Genomic DNA, 14,887 nt, shown 5'->3' on the forward strand with positions numbered 1-14,887 from the left:
CCGCAGCGGGCAGCCGTCGGTCGCGCCCAGCCTAGCGAAACTGTTTCGAGTCGACGCGTTGACGATGCCACTCGGCCTCACTTAACGTCGGGATCACGGCGCGCGACGCCGAAAGACTTTCGTCATCCCGATCTGCACTGGAGCACGTCATGACCACCATCCCGTTCACCGGCGACTGGATCGTCCGCGCACCCCGAGGCCCGTTCGCCGCCGTCCAGGGCGGCGCGGACGACTCGCGAGCCGTGACCCTCCCGCACGACGCCCTGCGCGACGCCGAGCGCTCGCCGGACGTACCCGCCAAGGGAGGGGCCGCCTACTTCCCCGCCGGCGCCTTCAGCCAGGTCAAGACCTTCGAGGTCCCCGCCGAGTGGTCCGGTCGCATCGTCCGGCTCGAGGTCCAGGGCGCGTTCCGACACGCGATGGTGTATCTCAACGACGAGTTCGCCGGCAACCGTGCCGACGGTTTCGCGCGCTTCTTCGTCGAGCTCACCCCGTTCCTCCGCTTCGGCGAGACGAACACGCTGCGCATCGAGACCCGCGCAGGACAGGACTCCCGCTGGTACGCGGGCGCCGGCCTCCACCGCCCGGTCCTCCTCCATGTCGACGAACCCACGCACGTCGAGCCCGACGGCGTCCGCATCACGACGATCCGGATCGAGGACGACCAGGCGGTGCTCGAGGTGGCGACGACCGTCGTCAACCGGGGTCTCATCAGGAGTGCGCGCGTCGTCGCGACGGAACTGGCCGGCCCCGACGGGAGCGTGGTCGAGGGCGAGCGCACGCCGGTCACCGTCGCGTCAGGCGGTAGCGCGCTCATCCGCCAGCGGCTGTACGTGCCGGACCCGGCCCTGTGGAGCGTCGACTCACCGGCGCTGTACTCGGCGCGGACATCGCTCGAGGTCGACGACCGGCCCGCCGACGAGGCGGCCGTCGTCCGCACGGTCCACGGCATCCGCACGGTCACGGTCGACCCGCGGAAAGGTCTCCGCATCAACGGCGAGCCGGTGCTCCTCCGCGGCGCCTGTATCCACAGCGACAACGGTCCGCTCGGTGCAGCATCGATCGCGCGCGCCGAGGAACGGCGTGTCCAGCTCCTCAAGGACGCCGGCTTCAACGCGATCCGCGCGGCCCATAACCCGGCGTCGCCCGCCATGCTCGACGCCTGCGACCGCATCGGCATGCTCGTCATGGACGAGGCCTTCGACATGTGGGGTCGGGGCAAGACGGACAACGACTACTCCCTCGACTTCGCGCAGTGGTGGCGGGCCGATCTGGAGTCGATGGTGGCGAAGGACATGAACCATCCGAGCGTGATCATGTACTCGATCGGCAACGAGATCGTCGAGGTCGGCACCCCGCACGGCGCGATCCAGGCGCGGGAAATCGCCGAGCACGTGCGCTCGTTGGATCCGACACGACTCGTGACGAACGGCGTGAACGCGACCCTGGCCGTGCTCGACGATCTGGACGGCATCATGGCGTCGGACCAGGGATTGAACGAGCTGATGGGCGAAGCGGGCGCGAACATGATGAGCCTCATCGGTTCCTCCGACGCCGTCACGACGCGCACCGAGGAGTCCAGTGCAGCCCTCGACGTCCTCGGCCTCAACTACGCGGACGGCCGCTACGGGAGCGATGCCGAGCGGTTCCCGCACCGCGTGATCGTCGGCTCGGAGACCTTCCCGACCCAGATCGGCGAGCTCTGGCCGCTCGTCGAGGCGAACCCGAACGTCATCGGCGACTTCACCTGGACCGGCTGGGACTACCTCGGCGAGGTCGGTATCGGTGCGACCTCCTACGCCGAGGACCCCGAGGCGAACGGCGCACTCGAGCGCGAGTTCCCCTACCTCACCGCGTGGTGCGGCGACTTCGACATCACCGGCTGGCGGCGGCCGGTGTCGTACTACCGGGAGATCGTCTTCGGTCTGCGGTCCGAGCCGGCCATCGCGGTGCTCCGACCGGAACGGCACGGGCAGACGATCACGATGCAGTCCCCGTGGGCGTGGAGCGACTCGGTCGACTCGTGGACGTGGCCCGGTTTCGAGGGCGCGCCGGTGACGGTCGAGGTCGCCGCCGACGCCGACGAGGTGGCCCTGCTGCTCGACGGTGTCGAGGTGGCGCGGGGCCCGGTGGGTGGACGCCGGCCGAAGCTCGCCGAGCTCGAGACCGTCTACCGGCCGGGCATGCTCGAGGCAGTCGCGTTCCGCTCGGGCGCGGAGGTCGGCCGCACTGCGCTCGTCTCCGCCACCGGCCCGACCAGACTCGTGGCGACCGCAGACCGGACGACACTCCGCGCCGACGACACCGATCTCGCCTTCATCGCGATCGAGCTGCGTGACGCGGCCGGCGTCCTGGTGACCGGCGCCGACCGCGAGGTCTCGGTCAGCGTCACGGGCGCGGGTCGGCTCGCGGGCTTCGGAACCGGTGCCCCGAAGACGACCGAGCGCTTCGACGCGACCACGCGCACCACGTTCGACGGACGGGCGCTGGCGATCGTCCGGCCGAGCCGAGCCGGCGCCATCACGGTGACGGTGAGCAGTGCCGACCTAACGGACGTCGTCCTGGATCTGGAGGCGGCGGGTCGCTGAGTCGCCCGGATCTGCACGGGATCGGGCGGAGATCGTGCAGATCCGGGCGGATGAGTCCGCCTAGTGCGGGTCGAGGCGGTTGAGCATCGCGACCGTCTGGTCGTACTCGCCGCGCACCTCGGCGTAGCGGAGGAACTTGACGTTCTCGACCTGGATCTCCGTGGCGTCGGGCTGCGACTCGATGAGGCCCATGACCTCGTCGGCGAACGCATCGAGGGGCATCGCGAAGTCACTCTCCTCCTGGCCGGGCATGAGCGAGGTGCGGACGGCCGGCGGGACGAGCTCGACGACGCGGACGCCCGTATCCGCCAGCTGAAGGCGGATGGACTCGCTCAGCATGTGGATGGCCGCCTTGCTCGCGTTGTAGGTCGGCGTCACCCGCAACGGGGTGAAGGCGAGCCCTGACGAGACGGTCATGATCGTCGCGTCCGGTCGACTGCGGAGCTGCTCGATGAACGCACCGATGAGCCGGATGGGCCCGAGGACGTTCGTCGTGATGATCTCCTCAGCGGTCGCGACGAAGTCGGAACCGGTCCAGTCCTCCCCGCGCATGACGCCGGCCATCGTGATGAGCACGTTCAGCTCGGGGTGCTCCGCGATGACCTGCCTCGCCGCGGCTTCGATGCTCGCGGGGTCGGCCGTGTCGATCCGCACGGTGTGGAGGCCGGGCTCGTCGGCTGCGATCGACTCGAGGAGTTCGGTGCGTCGCCCGCCGATGATGACGGTGTTGCCGGCTGCGTGGAGGCGTCGTGCGAGAGCGAGGCCGATGCCGCTCGTCGCGCCGGGGATGAAGACGGTGTTTCCGGTGATCTGCATGCATCGAGTCTCCGTCGGTGACGTCGGCCGCACCAGGGTCCGGCGATCCATGGATCCGCGATCCCTGGATCGCCTGGCTGCGGAGGCGGATACTGGCGGGATGGATCGCCAAGCGCTCGCCGACTTCCTCCTCCGACACCGGTCGACGTTGCAGCCCGCGGACGTCGGTCTGAGCAGCGGATCTCGGCGACGGACGGCGGGGCTCCGACGCGAGGAGGTCGCGCAGCTCGCAGCGATGTCGACCGACTACTACGCGCGGCTCGAGCAGCAGCGGGGTCCACAGCCGAGCACGCAGATGCTGGGTTCACTCGCCCGCGCCCTCCGGCTGAGTGCCGAGGAACGCGACTACCTGTACCGAATCGCCGGGCACAACGCTCCGACCCGTCTCGCAGCGACCGACTATGTCGCGCCGGCACTCCTGCGCGTCCTCGACCGGCTCACCGACGCACCAGCGCTCATCCTGTCGGCGCTCGGCGAGACGCTCGTGCAGAACGATCCTGCCCGGGCGCTGTTCGGTGATGCGAGCCGCTACCGGGGTCTGGAACGCAGCGCGATCTACCGCTGGTTCCTGCACCAGGAGGAACGCGAGCGATACCCGGCCGAGGACCGGGACCGGCAGAGCCGAGCGCAGGTCGCGTCGCTGCGTGCGGCCTACGGCTCGCTGGGGGCGCAGTCGCCGGCGGGCGAGGTCGTCGAGGCACTCACCGGGCACAGTGAGGAGTTCCGGCGGCTGTGGGCGACGCACGAGGTCGGGCGGCGCTTCGAGGACCACAAGGTGCTCATCCACCCAGAGATCGGCCCCATCGAGCTGGACTGTCAGGCCCTGTTCACCGAGGACCAGTCGCAGGCGCTCCTCGTCCTCACGGCCGCACCGCACACCGAGGCCGCAGGCAAGCTCAAGCTCCTCGCCGTCCTCGGCACCCAGACCTTCGAGGGTGCGCGGTAGCGGAGGCGCCGGCCGAGCGGTTCAGGCCGTCGGTGCTGTCCGCAGCTTCCGACGCCGGACAGCCCCGCCGATCGCGACGCCGACGACCCCGACGATCACCGGGACGACCAGCCCGAGGACGACGACCGCTAGGAGCGCCAGGACGAAGCTCGGCATCAGGCCGCCGCCGATCAGGTCGACCACGAGCAGCGGGATGAACGCCAGCAGCACGAGCCAGGCGAGCCCCGGCTGACGCGACACCGCGAGGATCCCGACCGCGAGCCAGACACCCGCACCCCACAGCAGCAGGCCGAGGACGAAGCGCCACGAGTCGTACGCCTGGTACGGCAGGAGCTGAGGACCGGGTGCGGCCAGATCCGGGTTGCCGATCACGATCAGCGAGGCGATGACGAGGCCGATGGCGGCGAGCACGAGGGCAAAGACTCCGAAGACACGCACGGCTACCTCCTAGGGGACGACTGCTGGACACCTGCGGTCGGGTCAACCATACGGGCAGGCGCGCCGCGCTTGGTAAGGAAGGTGTGCTGGACTTGCCTGATGACCACACCGCTCGAACGCGCGCTGGCCCTGCAGGCGATGCACGTCCCCGGAGACCCGCTGATCCTGCCGAACGCCTGGGACGTCGCCTCCGCCCGCACCGTCCTGGCGTCCGGCGCCCGCGCCATCGCGACGACGAGTGCCGGGGTCGCCTGGTCACTCGGGCACCGCGACGGGAACGAGCTGACCCGCGACGTCGCACTCGATACCGTGCGACGGATCGCATCATCGGTGTCCGTCCCGGTCACCGCGGACATCGAGGCCGGCTACGGGGAGACACCGGACGAGGTCGCCAGCACGATCGCCTCCTGCATCGACGCGGGCGTCTCCGGGGTGAACCTCGAGGACTCGCTGCGTCCGATCGAGGAACAGGAACGACGGATCGCGGCAGTGCGGTCCGCCGCTGACGACGCGGGGGTCCCGCTCTTCATCAACGCCCGCGTCGACACGCATCGACTCGGCGACATCGGAAGCGACCGCTGGTTCGACGAGACGGTCACGCGAGCCGCCGCGTATGCACGGGCCGGCGCGAGCGGGATCTTCGTGCTCGGCGCCCTCCGAGCCGACACGATCGAGCGGCTCGCCGATGCGACGACCCTGCCGCTCAACGTCGCCTTCGGCCCGGGCACACGGTCGATCAGCGAGCTCGCGAGAGCCGGAGCGAGTCGTATCAGCGCGGGTTCGTCGATCGCGGAAGCCGCCTACAGCCTCGCGCAGCAGTGGGCGACGGCGATGCTCGAGACGCCCGACGCGGCTCCCGCATCACCGCCCACGCTCGGCTGGGCCGCACTGAACCAGCTCATCCGGGACTGAACCCCCGGCGGGGTCAGCGGGACACCGACCACACGCCGCGGATCGCGTCGAGCTGTCGGTCGATCGTGAAGCCGGAGACGTCCAGGACGACGTCGACCTCCGGCGGCGACGCGAGCAGGTCGTGCAACAGCTCGAACTCGGCGTCAGTCAGATACGTGGGGCGCGTCTCGGCACGTGCTCGCGCCTCTTCCACCGGGAGTGCGAGCTGGACCACGAGGCAGTCGGGGAGCTCGGAACGATAGGCCACGAGTGCGTCGGCCGGCACGACATCTGCGATGACCACGTCGAAGCCGGCGTCACCGAGATTGCGAGCGAGCGCCGCGGCGTTCCGGACCGCGAGCAGGTGCTGTGCTCGCCCCTCAGGACCGCTCCAGAGCGTCGCGTCACCGGCGACGATCAGCTGTCGAACGTCGTCGGCATCGATGAACGCCGCTCGTTCACGCTCGTCGGCCAGGCGCCTGCCGCAGGTCGACTTCCCGACCGCAGGACCGCCCGAGAGCACCAATGGACGCTTACTCATCTGCTCGATGCGATCACAGGCCTGCGAGAAGGTCAACTCGCAAGGGTGACGCTGCGATCCCCGAAGTCGGCGACAACCCGGACCTGACCGCCCAACGCGGCGACGTACTTCCTGATGGTGTCGAGTTCGAACGACTCAAGCTGCCCGTGTTCGATGGCCGACACGCGACGCTGCGATACGCCCATCGTCTTACTGAGCTCCGTCTGCGTCAGATCTGCTTCCTTCCGCAGCGTGACCAGTTGATAAGCGAGCACTTCTGCCTCGGCGGCGTGGCGAGCGGCTGCGACGCGCTCCGGATCTCGGCCCAACTTCGCGCGCGCGCTCCCCCAACTCACTGGCTTCTCACTCATCGTCATCACCCTTCTGCCATTCACGAAATCGCTGTTCTGCGGTCTTGATCGCCGGCGGATACCAGCCTCTCCAGTCGCCGCGCTTGTCACCATCACCAAGAGAATCCCACGACTCTTCGGATCGAACACGAAGAGGATCCGAACCGAATCCGCGCGAAGCTCCTTCATGTTGTGGATCGTGCTGCCTTTGATCCGATCCACGATGGGACGTCCCAGCGACGGGCCATATTCGGACAGCATGTCGATACGGGCGGTGATCTGGTCGCAGAGATCAGGATCGAGCTCGGCCAAAGCAAGGATCTGCTTCTCGACATCGGGCCAAAGTCGAATGTCCCAGGTGTACTCCACCACGTCATTTTAGAATGCTTGAGTTCTCAAGACAACCCGATCGAGCATCCCGATCCGACGCCGCGCGATACCCTCACGGACTCGACGGGATCACCGTCGCCGTCGCTCCGTCGATCAGCAGGGCCTGATCGTCGCGGAGCGGGACCAGCGGGTAGTCGTCGGCATACTGCTCCAGCGTCCGGCTGATGAGCTCCGGCGGGTACGGCGGCAACTGGCCGTCGGCGTGCGGGATCACCGTTCGGTCGACCAGCGCGAGCCCGGCGAATCCGGTGAGTGTCGGGCCGTCGGCAGGGTCGTCCAGGAGCGAGGCTGGGGTGGCGTCCGGTCCGGCGATGATCGATCCGGCGCTGGAACCGATGTACGGCAGGCCCGCCCGCACGTGCCTGGTGATCACCGTGTCGTTCCCGGAGATCCGCAACGCCTCGAGCAGGGCGAAGGTGCTTCCACTCGCGACGTAGACCGCGTCCAGGTCCGCCAGCGTGCGGTCGAGGTCGGCAGGCGCGGTCTCGCGGACGGTGACCCGGACGACCTCGTGGCCGAGGGACTCCACCGACTCGCGCTCGGCGCGGACGAAGGGAGCCTCGGCGAACGCCACCTGTGCGTCGTCGACGTACCCGAGTCGCAGCCGACGACCCGCCGCATCGGTCGACTCGGCGAGGAACGGCGCCATGGCGCCCGGTTGGCGGGACAGCAGGAGGATCTTCACGGAGACACGCTAGAAGATACCGCCGACACGGCCGCTCGCGGGCCTGTACCACCATCACCGCGAATGCGCGGGATTGGACCGGCTCCCCTGGCTGTGCTGGAGTGGACGTATGACATCACCGCAGGTCCTGGACCGGGAACTGGTCCGCGCCGCCGTGGACGTCGAGCAGCTCACCGAGGAACTCGGTGCAGCACTCCGCTCGTACACGGGCGAGGGTGCACCGCAACGCATCCGCGTCCCGATCAACGACGACCTCACGGCCATGGTCCTCGTGCCCGGTCGCCACGAGGGCATCCCGGCCTACACGGTGAAGGTCCATGCGAAGAACCCGACCGCACGCGAGGCCGTGCACGGGACCATCCTGCTCCACCACCTGCCCGACGGCGCCCTGTTGTCGATCATGGACAGTGGCTGGCTCACGGCCCAACGAACCGCGCTCAGTGCCGCGTACGTCCACGACCACCTGACCGCAGCCGCGACACCGGGACCGGTGGCGATCATCGGAGCCGGCGTCCAAGGGGCGACCTTCGCGCGAGCCTTGCAGCGTCGACGCCCCTCGGTCGGATTCCGGATCCACGACCCGGATGCCGCCCGAGCCGAGTCGCTACGGGCCGAGCTGGGCGAGGGCTCGACGGTCGCGGCGACGGTCGAGCAGGCGTTGACGACGGCGACCTCGGCGATGACCGCGACCTGGGGACGCCGGCCGGTCGCCGAAGCCGCGGCGCTCGCGGCCTGCGAGCACATCACGGTGCTCGGCATGGACGAACCCGGCAAACGCGAGCTTCCCGAGGAGACGCTGGCGGGTGCGACCCGCTACGCCGACGACCCAGCCCTCGTCGAGCCGATCCTGCAGCGACCGACCACGCCGATCAGCCTGGTGCTCCGGGGTGAGCGGATCGCCCGGTCCGCGCACGATCGCACCGTCTACCTCGCCGTCGGCCTGCCGATGCAGGACTGCGTCGCAGCCTGGCACGTGCACAACCGGGCGGGGTAGCCTGAACGCAGTGAACCGTTCTTCCGCTCTGTGACCCAGAGGCCTTTCAGCGACACCCGTTCGCTCCTCCCGCGAGGGGCGGTGATTTCGTGCGCCCGGAACGGGAGCTCCCTGCGGAGTTCCCCTGTACCCCGGCCCCCACTCGAAACCACTCCGGAAAGAACACCCACGCATGACGTCCATCGACGCTTCTTCCACCTCCTCCGACGGCCGCTCGGCGCTTCGCGCGAACTGCGCTGACTGCTTCGCGCTCTGCTGCACCGCCTTCGGGTTCCAACGATCGACCGACTTCCCGATCGACAAACCAGTGGGAACGCCCTGCCTCAATCTGGCGGACGACTTCTCCTGCACCATCCACGAATCCCTGCGTCCGAGAGGATTCCGCGGGTGCACCGTCTTCGACTGCTTCGGCGCGGGCCAGCTCGTCTCGCAGGAGCTCTTCGGCGGCACGAGTTGGCGGGAACGCCCCGACACGAGCGCCGAGATGTTCGCCACGTTCTCCGTGGTGCGCCAGCTGCAGGAGATGCGCTGGTACCTCGTCGGAGCCGCCGAGCGGACGACCGCGTCAGACCTGATGGCGCACATCAGCCGGCTCCGTACCGGGATCCAGCGGACGCTCGACGGTGGGACCTCCGAGGTGCTCGCCTGCGACGTCGATTCCCTCCGCGCCGAGGTCCGGCACCTGCTGATCGACGTCAGCGAGGAGGCGCGGGGCGGGTACCTGGCCGGCGCCGACACCGCGCCGGACGACGACCTCCATCCCTCGGCAGACCTGGCTGGTCGCGACCTGCGCACTCGGCGGCTGTGCGGAGCCGACCTGCGCGGTGCGGTCCTGATCGGCGCAGACCTCCGCGGAGCGGACCTGGCAGGCGTGGACCTGCTCGGTGCCGATCTCCGCGGTGCACGACTCGACGGGGCCGACCTCTCGGACGCCCTGTTCCTCACCCAGATGCAGCTCAACGCGGCCCGAGGTGACGAGGCGACGCTCGTACCGACCGCCCTCGACCGACCGGGTCACTGGACTGGGCCCTTGTCCGCCTCCCCGACGGATGGGGAGTTGTCCCCGTGGGCCTCGAGCACCCATCCCCGATACCGTCGATGACATGATCCGCATGCGCCGCACCATCGCCCTGACCGCCCTCGTCGCAGCGACCGCCGGGATCGCCCTCACCGGGTGCTCGAGTCCGCAGCAGGCACCCGACGACGCCCTGGCTCTCGGCACGGGCGTGGCGGTCGAGGTCGGGACGGGCGTCGAGATGTCGTTCGCCATCGACGACGTCCGGGAGGGGAAGCTCAGCGACCTCGCCGACATGGGTGTTCAGTCGAGCCCATCGGATGGGGGGAAGACTCCGTACTTCGTCACCTATTCGGTCACGCTGACGGACGGCGACATCAAGGACGCCGACCGATCCGCCCTCCCGGTGCCGACGACGGACGAATGGAAGCTCAGCGGCAAGGGCGCCTACCAGCCGATCCAGGTCGTGGGCCAGTTCGACTGCACCCCGGACGGTAATGCGACGGCGGGGGTGTCCCCCGACGCCCCGCTCGTCGCCTGCCAAGCCTTCCTCGGCGACAAGGACGCCCTGCCCACGGTCATCGAGGTCAAGGACCTCGGCACCTGGACGACGAAGGACTGAGCTTCCGCGACTCGAGCTGCACCTGCACCGGCGAACGGTCTTCCACCGTGCGCCGGTGCAGGGTAGTGTCTGCCGTGCGATAAGCGAACAGCCTGTTCCATTATCGAATTCTTGACGATGAAGTGAGGAATCGATGCAGTTCCACCACCACGGCTATGTCTCCGGTGATCCGCGGGTGCTGCCTGCAGCGGGCGTCGGGGTCGATCGACCCGACGAGCTCCCGGACGAGATGGACGTCCTCATCGTCGGCAGCGGGCCGGCGGGCATGATCGCGGCCGCCCAGCTGTCCCGCTTCCCGACCATCACCACCCGTATCGTCGAGCGCCGACCGGGACGCCTCGCCATCGGCCAGGCGGACGGCATCCAGGCCCGCAGTGTCGAGACCTTCGACGCCTTCGGCTTCGCCGAGCGCATCACCGCCGAGGCCTATCGCATCACCGAGATGGCGTTCTGGCAGCCCGACGCCGAGGACCCGGGTCGGATCGTCCGCGGCGCCCGACCACTCGACGACACCACCGGCGTCAGCGAGTACCCGCACCTCATCGTGAACCAGGCCCGCGTGCTCGACTACTTCGCCGAGTACATGGCGAACGCCCCGACCCGGATGCGCCCCGACTACGGGTGGGCGTTCCAGGGACTCGAGATCGACGTCGATGCGGAGCACCCCGTCGCGGTCACGCTGCTGGACACGAGCGACGAGTCCTCCGGCGCGACCAGGACCGTCCGCACGAAGTACGTCATCGGAGCCGACGGCGCCCGGAGTGCCGTCCGCCAGGCGATCGGGTGCACCTTGGCCGGTGACCAGGCGAACCACGCGTGGGGCGTCATGGACGCCCTCGCCGTCACCGACTTCCCCGACATCCGCACGAAGTGCGCCATCCAGTCGGGTTCCGGCGGCAGCATCCTGCTCATCCCCCGCGAGGGTGGACACCTCTTCCGCATGTACGTCGATCTCGGCGAGGTGCCGTCCGGCGGAAGCGAAGCCGTGCGGTCGACCTCGATCGAGCAGATCATCGACCACGCGAACACGATCCTGAGTCCCTACCGGCTCGACGTGAAGCATGTCGCCTGGCACAGCGTCTACGAGGTCGGCCATCGCCTGACGGACCGCTTCGACGACGTCCCGATCGACGAACTCGGCTCGCGCACGCCGCGTGTCTTCATCACCGGCGACGCCTGCCACACCCACAGCGCGAAAGCCGGGCAGGGGATGAACGTGTCGATGCAGGACGGCTTCAACCTGGCGTGGAAGCTCGGCCACGTGCTCGAGGGTCGGAGCCCCGAGAGCCTGTTGGCGACGTACTCGGCCGAGCGTCAGGTCGTCGCCCGGGAGCTCATCGACTTCGACCGCGAGTGGTCGAGCCTCATGGCCAAGCGGCCGGAGGAGTTCGCCGACCCCTCCGAGCTCGCAGACTTCTACGTGCGGACGGCGGAGTTCCCGGCCGGCTTCATGACGGAGTACAGCCCGTCGGCGATCGTCGGCGAGGCGACCCACCAGCACCTCGCGGGCGGCTTCCCGATCGGCAAGCGGTTCAAGTCCGCCCTCACCTCACGTGTCGCGGACGCCAACCACATCCACCTCGGACACCACGCGACGGCCGACGGACGCTGGCGGATCTACGTCTTCGCGGATGCCGCTTCGCCAGCGTCGGGCCGATCGGCGGAGCTCGCCGCCTGGCTGCAGGACGCACCAGAGTCACCGCTCCGCGCGGTGCCCGACGGCGTGCGGGCCGACGACTGGTTCGACGTGAAGATCGTCTACCAGCAGCGCCACACCGACATCGACCTCGGCGCCGTTCCGCCGGTGTTCCTGCCGCGCGTCGGCCCCTTCGACCTCGTCGACTACGAGAAGGTCTACGCCCGCCATCCCGACGTCGACATCTTCGCCGAGCGCGGCGTCGACCGAGCGGGTGCCGTCGTCGTCGTGCGGCCGGACCAGTACGTCGCCCATGTGCTCCCGCTCACGGCCACCGCGGAGCTCGCGGCGTTCTTCGACGGCGTGATGGGACGGCAGACGACGATGACCGCTCACAGCTCCGTCAAATGATGGATGGGTAACCTCGTGGGCACTTCCCAGTGACCCACGAGAGAGAACCCCCGTGAGCCGACATCGCACCTCCACCGACCAGGAGGGTCGATCATCGATCCCCCTCGCACGTCGAGGGGGTGAATCAGGATGCTCGAAGCGATGCTGACACTCGTCGTCGGCATCGTCCTGACCGCGGTGATCATCGCGGCGTGCGGATTCTTCGTCGCCCAGGAGTTCGCGTACATGTCGGTCGACCGGGCGCGGATGGCGGTCCAGGCCGAGAAGGGTGACACGCAGGCGAAGCGGGTCCTCGCGATCACCAAGCGCACGTCCTTCATGCTCTCAGGTGCCCAGTTGGGCATCACGGTCACCGGTCTGCTGATCGGCTATGTGGCCGAGCCGCTCATCGGCGCTTCGGTGGGCACGCTGCTCGGGGGAGCGGGCATCGACCCGGTCGTCTCGGTCCTCATCGGCACCAGCGGCGCGCTCCTCCTCGCCACGGTCGTGACGATGGTCTTCGGTGAGTTGTACCCGAAGAACCTCGCGATCGCGAACCCCGAACCGTTGGCCCGCGCGCTCGCCGTGCCGACGCGCATCTACCTCCTCGTCTTCGGCGGGCTCATCACCGTGTTCGACAAGGCTGCGAACGCCCTCCTTCGAGCGCTCCGCATCGAACCGCTTGAAGACGTCGACGAGAGCGCCACCGCCAAGGACCTCGAGTCGATCGTGGCCGAGTCCCGCGCGAGCGGAGACCTATCCGACGAACTCTCCCTCGTCATCGACCGCATCCTCGACTTCCCGCAGCGCGATGTCGAGCATGCGATGGTGCCGCGTTCCCGTGTCGATTCGGTCCCGCCCGACACGACGGTGGGTGAGGTCCGCGCGCTCATGAGCACCGGGCACACGCGCTACCCGGTCGTCGGCGACGAGGACACGCCACTCGGCGTCGTCGAGCTGATCGACCTCCTCCGCGAACCCCGTGCGGACGACACCCTGGTGTCGAGCGTGATGCGCCCGGCCGTGGTCCTCCCGACGGCGATGCTGCTCCCGGTCGCGTTGGAACGCATGCGGCGGACCCGCAACGAACTCGCGTGCGTCGTCGACGAGTACGGCAACTTCGATGGCATCCTCACGGTCGAGGATCTGACGGAGGAGGTCATCGGCGAGATCACCGATGAACACGACTCCGAAACCGTCGGCGTCGCCGAGCTCGGGTCCGGGAGGTGGACACTGCCGGGCGACATCCACCTGGACGAGGTCGAGCGCGTCATCGGCCACGACCTCCCGCGAGAGGACGCCGAGACCATCGCCGGTCTCGCCATCAGCACACACGGCGACCTCCTCGAGGTCGGTTCCGTCGTCCGGATCGTCCTCCCCGAACGACCATCGGAGGCTCTGGAAGGTCGCCAGGTGCAGCGGACGCTCGCCGTCGAGGTCGTCGAGGTCGAACGCCTCGTACCCTCGCGGGTGGCGGTACACCTGATCGAGACGGAGCTCGACCAGGACCGAGGCGCAGTCACGATCCTCGATGAGGAGGCGACCCGATGAGCTGGTGGCTGGTCACGATCATCACGACGGTGCTCATCATTGCGAGCGCCTTCTTCGTCATCGTCGAGTTCGCCCTCCTCGCGGCCCGGCGACACCGTCTCGAAGCGGAAGCGGGCCGGAGCGTCGCCGCACGCGCCGCGCTGCGGGGGATGAACGAGCTCACCGTCATGCTCGCCTTCGCGCAACTGGGCATCACCGCCTGCACGTTCCTACTCGGCGCGATCACCAAGCCCGCGATCGACTATGCGCTCTCCCCCGTGCTCGCCCAGTGGGGGCTCCCCGCGGTGCTCGCGGACGTCATCGCGTTCCTGCTCGCGCTCATCGTGGTGACGTTCCTCCACCTCGTGATCGGCGAGATGGCTCCGAAGTCCTGGGCGATCGCTCACCCCGAGGTCGCCGCCAAGTCCACCGCGGTCGCGGCGCGTGCGCTCACCTGGCCGCTTCGTCCTTTCCTGCTGTGGATCAACCATCTGGCCAACCGCCTCGTGCGGGCGTCCGGCGTCGAGCCGGTCGAGAAGGCGGCAGCCGGAGGCCAGGACGCGGAGACCATCCGCGAACTCGTCGCGCACTCACGAGCCGCCGGCACGCTGGGCGTGCAGTATTCGGAACCGATCGTGCGTGCGATCGGTCTGCGGACGCTGACCGTCGGGGACATCGTGCAGACGGACCGGGTACCCACTTCGGTTCCTGCAACCGCCCCGGTCGCAGAGGTGCAGGCGATGGCGGCCACGTCCGGCCACCTGCGGATCCTGCTCGGAACCGGAGCGGACTGCCGCGTCGTGCACGTTCGCGACACCCTCACCGTCGATGCCGGGACCTCCGCGGCGGACGTCGCTCGCGACCCACTCACGCTGGCACCGGCCGTCTCCGCGCACGATGCCCTGGCTCGAATGCGACGAGCTCGTGTGCAACTGGCGATCGTGGTCGACGGCGCGCGCCTGCTCGGCGTTGTGACCCTCGACGACCTCCTGCGCGAGATCCTGCCAGGATCGGGTCCTGGCAGCGATGCGCTGCCGGCTCCGCAGGACTGAGTCGTCACCTCGACCGAGCGTACG

Annotated in this window: 14 protein-coding genes; 9 read left to right on the top strand and 5 right to left on the bottom strand. The window is 69.0% G+C overall.

Features of this window, described 5'->3' with window-relative positions; translation table 11 throughout:
- The first annotated feature begins 149 nt into the window (after nucleotides 1-149).
- Entirely contained in the window at nucleotides 150-2,588 is a 2,439-nt protein-coding gene (locus QRN44_RS07015) for a glycoside hydrolase family 2 TIM barrel-domain containing protein (protein WP_285038683.1), read from the top strand.
- Between the two features lie 60 nt (nucleotides 2,589-2,648).
- Here the strand turns inward: QRN44_RS07015 and QRN44_RS07020 are convergent, their stop codons facing one another.
- On the bottom strand, nucleotides 2,649-3,404 hold the full coding sequence (locus tag QRN44_RS07020) for an SDR family oxidoreductase (RefSeq protein WP_121293181.1): 756 nt from the start codon (nucleotides 3,402-3,404) through the stop codon (nucleotides 2,649-2,651).
- A gap of 100 nt (nucleotides 3,405-3,504) precedes the next feature.
- Here QRN44_RS07020 and QRN44_RS07025 point away from each other — a divergent pair, with 100 nt between their 5' ends.
- Nucleotides 3,505-4,350: a helix-turn-helix transcriptional regulator gene (locus QRN44_RS07025; RefSeq protein WP_285038684.1), complete on the top strand. Its 846-nt coding sequence runs from the start codon at nucleotides 3,505-3,507 to the stop codon at nucleotides 4,348-4,350.
- Nucleotides 4,351-4,371: 21 nt separating this feature from the next.
- Here the strand turns inward: QRN44_RS07025 and QRN44_RS07030 are convergent, their stop codons facing one another.
- Entirely contained in the window at nucleotides 4,372-4,788 is a 417-nt protein-coding gene (locus QRN44_RS07030; RefSeq protein ID WP_285038685.1) for a hypothetical protein, read from the bottom strand.
- 99 nt (nucleotides 4,789-4,887) lie between these two features.
- On the opposite strand from QRN44_RS07030, the gene QRN44_RS07035 reads away from it, so the two are divergent.
- On the top strand, nucleotides 4,888-5,700 hold the full coding sequence (locus QRN44_RS07035; RefSeq protein WP_285038686.1) for an isocitrate lyase/PEP mutase family protein: 813 nt from the start codon (nucleotides 4,888-4,890) through the stop codon (nucleotides 5,698-5,700).
- Between the two features lie 13 nt (nucleotides 5,701-5,713).
- Here the strand turns inward: QRN44_RS07035 and QRN44_RS07040 are convergent, their stop codons facing one another.
- The 3 genes from QRN44_RS07040 to QRN44_RS07050 form a co-directional block, all read right to left on the bottom strand.
- On the bottom strand, nucleotides 5,714-6,220 hold the full coding sequence (locus QRN44_RS07040; RefSeq protein ID WP_285038687.1) for a nucleoside/nucleotide kinase family protein: 507 nt from the start codon (nucleotides 6,218-6,220) through the stop codon (nucleotides 5,714-5,716).
- Nucleotides 6,221-6,252: 32 nt separating this feature from the next.
- Nucleotides 6,253-6,918: a type II toxin-antitoxin system RelE/ParE family toxin gene (locus tag QRN44_RS07045; protein ID WP_199687225.1), complete on the bottom strand. Its 666-nt coding sequence runs from the start codon at nucleotides 6,916-6,918 to the stop codon at nucleotides 6,253-6,255.
- A gap of 73 nt (nucleotides 6,919-6,991) precedes the next feature.
- Entirely contained in the window at nucleotides 6,992-7,624 is a 633-nt protein-coding gene (locus QRN44_RS07050; RefSeq protein WP_285038688.1) for a Type 1 glutamine amidotransferase-like domain-containing protein, read from the bottom strand.
- 109 nt (nucleotides 7,625-7,733) lie between these two features.
- Here QRN44_RS07050 and QRN44_RS07055 point away from each other — a divergent pair, with 109 nt between their 5' ends.
- The 6 genes from QRN44_RS07055 (at nucleotide 7,734) to QRN44_RS07080 (ending at nucleotide 14,863) form a co-directional block, all read left to right on the top strand.
- Nucleotides 7,734-8,618, top strand: coding sequence for a hypothetical protein (locus QRN44_RS07055; protein WP_285038689.1), 885 nt, complete (start codon nucleotides 7,734-7,736; stop codon nucleotides 8,616-8,618).
- A gap of 172 nt (nucleotides 8,619-8,790) precedes the next feature.
- Entirely contained in the window at nucleotides 8,791-9,720 is a 930-nt protein-coding gene (locus tag QRN44_RS07060) for a pentapeptide repeat-containing protein (protein ID WP_285038690.1), read from the top strand.
- A gap of 1 nt (nucleotide 9,721) precedes the next feature.
- Complete coding sequence (locus QRN44_RS07065) at nucleotides 9,722-10,255, top strand: hypothetical protein (RefSeq protein WP_285038691.1); 534 nt, start codon at nucleotides 9,722-9,724, stop codon at nucleotides 10,253-10,255.
- A 133-nt stretch (nucleotides 10,256-10,388) separates the two neighbouring features.
- Complete coding sequence (locus QRN44_RS07070; protein ID WP_285038692.1) at nucleotides 10,389-12,302, top strand: FAD-binding monooxygenase; 1,914 nt, start codon at nucleotides 10,389-10,391, stop codon at nucleotides 12,300-12,302.
- Between the two features lie 141 nt (nucleotides 12,303-12,443).
- Entirely contained in the window at nucleotides 12,444-13,832 is a 1,389-nt protein-coding gene (locus tag QRN44_RS07075) for a hemolysin family protein (protein WP_350310088.1), read from the top strand.
- Nucleotides 13,829-14,863 carry a CNNM domain-containing protein gene (locus QRN44_RS07080; RefSeq protein ID WP_175116776.1) on the top strand — a complete coding sequence of 345 codons (1,035 nt, stop codon included), beginning with the start codon at nucleotides 13,829-13,831 and terminating at the stop codon, nucleotides 14,861-14,863. Before QRN44_RS07075 ends, QRN44_RS07080 begins: the two co-directional genes overlap by 4 nt.
- The last annotated feature ends 24 nt before the right edge of the window (nucleotides 14,864-14,887 follow it).

The organism is Plantibacter sp. lyk4-40-MEA-4 (assembly GCF_030209415.1).
GTDB classification, from domain to species: domain Bacteria; phylum Actinomycetota; class Actinomycetes; order Actinomycetales; family Microbacteriaceae; genus Plantibacter; species Plantibacter flavus_A.

Excerpts from the sequence above, each read along its gene's own strand:
- QRN44_RS07015 (WP_285038683.1), top strand. The coding sequence starts at position 150 with ATGACCACCATCCCGTTCACCGGCGACTGGATCGTCCGCGCACCCCGA.
- QRN44_RS07020 (WP_121293181.1), bottom strand. The coding sequence starts at position 3,404 with ATGCAGATCACCGGAAACACCGTCTTCATCCCCGGCGCGACGAGCGGC.
- QRN44_RS07025 (WP_285038684.1), top strand. The coding sequence starts at position 3,505 with ATGGATCGCCAAGCGCTCGCCGACTTCCTCCTCCGACACCGGTCGACG.
- QRN44_RS07035 (WP_285038686.1), top strand. The coding sequence starts at position 4,888 with ATGACCACACCGCTCGAACGCGCGCTGGCCCTGCAGGCGATGCACGTC.
- QRN44_RS07040 (WP_285038687.1), bottom strand. The coding sequence starts at position 6,220 with ATGAGTAAGCGTCCATTGGTGCTCTCGGGCGGTCCTGCGGTCGGGAAG.
- QRN44_RS07055 (WP_285038689.1), top strand. The coding sequence starts at position 7,734 with ATGACATCACCGCAGGTCCTGGACCGGGAACTGGTCCGCGCCGCCGTG.
- QRN44_RS07060 (WP_285038690.1), top strand. The coding sequence starts at position 8,791 with ATGACGTCCATCGACGCTTCTTCCACCTCCTCCGACGGCCGCTCGGCG.
- QRN44_RS07065 (WP_285038691.1), top strand. The coding sequence starts at position 9,722 with ATGATCCGCATGCGCCGCACCATCGCCCTGACCGCCCTCGTCGCAGCG.
- QRN44_RS07070 (WP_285038692.1), top strand. The coding sequence starts at position 10,389 with ATGCAGTTCCACCACCACGGCTATGTCTCCGGTGATCCGCGGGTGCTG.
- QRN44_RS07075 (WP_350310088.1), top strand. The coding sequence starts at position 12,444 with ATGCTGACACTCGTCGTCGGCATCGTCCTGACCGCGGTGATCATCGCG.
- QRN44_RS07080 (WP_175116776.1), top strand. The coding sequence starts at position 13,829 with ATGAGCTGGTGGCTGGTCACGATCATCACGACGGTGCTCATCATTGCG.